Raw genomic sequence first — 3,906 nt, 5'->3', positions numbered from 1 at the left:
TTAGTTCACGAGCCGTTGTTTGGCGGTATTTTCGAGGTAGCGTTGGTAGGCTGCGGGGCGGTTCGGGGCGTGGCCTGTTGCGGGGACGGCGACGTCCCAGAAGTGGCCGGCGTGGCCTGCCGTGGTCTCGATGCCGGTGCCGGGGAAGTCTTTCGCGGTGGTGTCGATCACGATGACGGTGGGGATATCGCGCGTGCGGGCGGCCGCCAGCTGCGCTTCCAGATCCTTGATATCGCGCGCCTTCACCGCATGCGCGCCCATCGAGGCCGCATGCATCACATAATCGATCTGCGGCTGCGCCTCGATATTGCAGTTCACATACATGTTGTTGAACGGGTTGCCGCCACAGCCCAGCGTCTGCAGCCGGTTGATGCAGCCATAGCCCGCATTATCGGTCAGCACCACGGTGAAGGGGATGCGGCGCATGACGGCGGTGGCCAGCTCGGAATTGGCCAGCATATAGGAGCCATCGCCTACGAAGCAGATCACCTCGCGGTCGGGGTTCGCGAGCTTCAGCCCCATGCCGCCTGCGACCTCGTAGCCCATGCAGCTATAGCCGTATTCCATGTGATAGCCGCCTTGAGTGGGCTGCCAGAGGAGCTTCAGCGCGCCCGGCATGGTGCCTGCGGCACACATCACAACGGCCTCGGGGGCCGCGCGCTGCACCGCGCCGATGACTTCCGCATCGAGCGGCAGCTCGCCCGCGCCCCGCTCCTCCGAGCGGTCGCGGCAGTGATGGGTCACGGCCTTCAGCCAATCCTCGCGGGCGGCCTGATCGGCATCCTCGGCGCGGTAGGCGCCGAGGCCTTCGGTCAGCGCTTCGAGCGCCACTTTCGCATCGGCCATCAGGGGCTCGGCGCCGTGCTTCATGGCATCATAAGCGGCGACGTTGATCGAGAGGAGTTTCGCTTGCGGGTTCGCGAAGAGCGTGCGCGAGCCGGTGGTGAAGTCCTGCAGGCGCGTGCCCACACCGATCACCAGATCGGCGCGCTGGCTTGCGGCATTGGCCGCCGCCGAGCCGTCGACGCCGCTCGCCCCGAAGTTCATCGGGTGGAATTGCGAGAGCGAGGATTTGCCCGCCTGCGTCTCGACCACGGGGATGTTGTGGCGGCTGGCGAACCCGGCCAGCGCCTCTTCGGCCTGCGAGTAGATCACCCCGCCACCGGCCACGATCACCGGTGCCTTGGCCGCACGGATCATCGCGATGGCCTGCTCCAGCTCGCGCGCATCGGGCGCGGGGCGGCGGATATGCCATGTGCGGGGGGTGAAGAACGCTTCGGGGTAATCGAAGGCTTCCGATTGCACATCCTGACAGAAAGCCAGCGTGACAGGGCCTGCCGAGGCAGGATCGGTCATCGTGGCCAATGCGCGGGGCAGCGCCGTCAGGAGATGCTCGGGCCGCGTGATCCGGTCATAATAGCGCGAGACAGGGCGCAGGCAGTCATTGGCCGAGATCGTGCCATCCTCGAAGCCCTCGACCTGCTGGAGCACCGGATCGGGGCGGCGATTGGCGAAGACATCGCCCGGGATCAACAGGATCGGCAGACGGTTCACATGCGCCAGCGCCGCCGCGGTGACGAGGTTCGTGGACCCCGGCCCGATCGAGGAGGTCACCGCATGCGCGCGGGTGCGGCCCATGCCCTTGGTATAGGCCAGACCCGCATGCGCCATGGTCTGCTCGTTCTGGCCGCGCCAGGTCGGGAAGGCCTCGCCGATCTCCTCGAGCGCCTGACCCAGACCCGCCACATTGCCATGGCCGAAGATCGCCCAGATCCCCTCGATATACCGTTCGCCCTCGGGCGTCAGCTGAACGCTCAGCCATTTTACCATGGCCTGTGCGGCCGTCATGCGGATCGTGCCCATACTCTTCTTCCTTTGTTATACGCCCCGCCCTGTGGGGGGCCGCGCCCTTGGCGGCATCGAGCCACCTGCGGGCGCGCATCGCGGGCTGCGCCCCCGATGGGGCGCGCCGGTCCTTTCGATTATTCGGCAGCCACAGAGGTCGCTGCCGCGCGGGCCTTGTCCCAGATCCCGGCCAGACGGGTGTAGCGCGTGGCCATCTCGGCAACCGCCTCCTCGTCATCCATCCGCCCCGCCAGCCAGTCGCGCGCCACCGACCCGAAGATCGTCCGGCCCACGGCAAAGCCTTTCACCAGCGGGAAGCCTGCGGCCACCTCGAAGCTTGCCGCCAGTTCCGCCTCCGGCGCATCCAGCCCCAGAACCACGATCCCGCGGGTGTGGCGGTCATGCTCCTCGATGGCATCGCAGGCCTTGGCCCATCCGGTCTGCGATGCCATCGGCTCCAGCTTCCACCAGTCGGGATAGATCCCTTCCGCATAGAACCGCCGGATCAGGATAGCCGTGGTGTCATCGGTCACCGCAGCCACCTTGGAGGGGATGATCTCGAGGAGGAACTCGAGATTGTTGCGGCGCGAAGCCGCGTAGAGTTTCTTGACGCTGTCGAGCTGCCTGGCCCAGGTCTGCGCATCATCATCGGGATGGCAGAACACCAGAACCTTCACCACATTCTCGCGCGCCCATTCCTTCAGGCCGCCGCAATCATCGCCCAGTTCCGGCTCCAGCGTCAGCGGACGGGAACCAGGCCATTCGCAGGGACGCCCGATCCACAGGCCCGTGCCGGAGGCTGCGTGCAGCGCATGGCGCCCGATGCGGTTATCGCACAGGATACCATAGCCCGGACGGCCATCCTGCACCTTGAGTGCGGCCTCGAGGCACAGCTCCTTGAAGGCCCCGCCTTTTTTCAGCGTATAGCCCTCCATCTCCTCGAGCTGCATCCGGTGATCGAAGGCGAACACCCGCATCTCGGAGAAGTCGCCGCCATGGCTGCGATGGCGGTTGGTCGCCCAGTGGATCTGCTCGAGCTCGGCATCATTGCGCAGATCGGGCTGGATCACGCCGCGGCTCAGGAAGAACTTCAGCTCCTCGAGCGAGGGATAGGCCGGCGTGCAGCCATGGCGCGAGACCGCAAACGCCCCGCAGGCATTGGCATATTCGAGCGCCTTCGGCCAGGTCTCGCCATCGAGCCAGCCCTTCAGGAGGCCGGAGAAGAACCCGTCGCCCGCGCCCAGCACATTGAACACCTCGATCGGGAAGCCCGGGCCCGTCTGGCCCTCGTCAAGGCTCTCGGGGATCGCGCCTTCAAAGGCCGCAGCCCCCGCCGCCCCGCGTTTGCAGATCAGCGTCGCATTCGACACCGCCCGCACCGCCTTGAGCGCCGCGATCGTATCCGTCGTGCCGCCCGCGATATGGAACTCTTCCTCGGTGCCCACGATCAGGTCAAAATAATGCAGGCTCTTCTGCAGCTTGGCCGTCACCTCGGCGCTTTCCACAAAGCGGCTCTCGCCATCGCCATGGCCCGCAACCCCCCAGAGATTGGGGCGGTAATCGATATCGAGCGCCGTCTGCGCACCATGTTTGCGCGCCAGCGCCAGCGCTTTCAGCGTCGCCGCTTCCGTCTTGGGGTTCGACAGATGCGTGCCGGTCGCCACCACCGAGCGCGTGCGCCCGATCAGATCTTCCGAGATGTCATCCTCGCACAGCGCCATATCCGCGCAGTTCTCGCGGTAGAAGATCAGCGGGAATTGCTCCTCGTCGCGGATCCCCAGAATAACCAGCGCCGTCAGACGCTCGGGATCGGTGGTCACACCCTCGACATTCACCCCGTGACGCACCAGCTCCTCGCGGATGAACCGACCCATATGCTCGTCGCCAACCCGCGTGATCAGACCCGAGTTCAACCCAAGACGCGCCGTCCCGCAGGCGATATTCGTCGGAGACCCGCCGATATATTTCTCGAATGACCCCATATCCTCCAGACGACCCCCAACCTGCGAGCCGTAAAGGTCAACGCCAGCGCGACCAATCGTAATTACATCCAATGGTTTC

General features: G+C 65.6%; 2 protein-coding genes. Both read right to left on the bottom strand.

Going from position 1 to position 3,906, the window contains the following annotated elements; genetic code table 11:
- Window positions 1-1,863, bottom strand: coding sequence for a 3D-(3,5/4)-trihydroxycyclohexane-1,2-dione acylhydrolase (decyclizing) (iolD, locus tag VSX56_RS20405; protein ID WP_350939356.1), 1,863 nt, complete (start codon window positions 1,861-1,863; stop codon window positions 1-3).
- A gap of 119 nt (window positions 1,864-1,982) precedes the next feature.
- A partial coding sequence (locus VSX56_RS20400; protein ID WP_434096060.1) for a bifunctional 5-dehydro-2-deoxygluconokinase/5-dehydro-2-deoxyphosphogluconate aldolase occupies window positions 1,983-3,906 on the bottom strand: 1,924 nt, incomplete at its 5' end.

The organism is Thioclava kandeliae (assembly GCF_040297545.1).
Lineage (GTDB): Bacteria > Pseudomonadota > Alphaproteobacteria > Rhodobacterales > Rhodobacteraceae > Thioclava > Thioclava kandeliae.
Note: the sequence above shows the minus strand (reverse complement) of the source record. Positions and strands in the feature narration are given on the sequence as shown.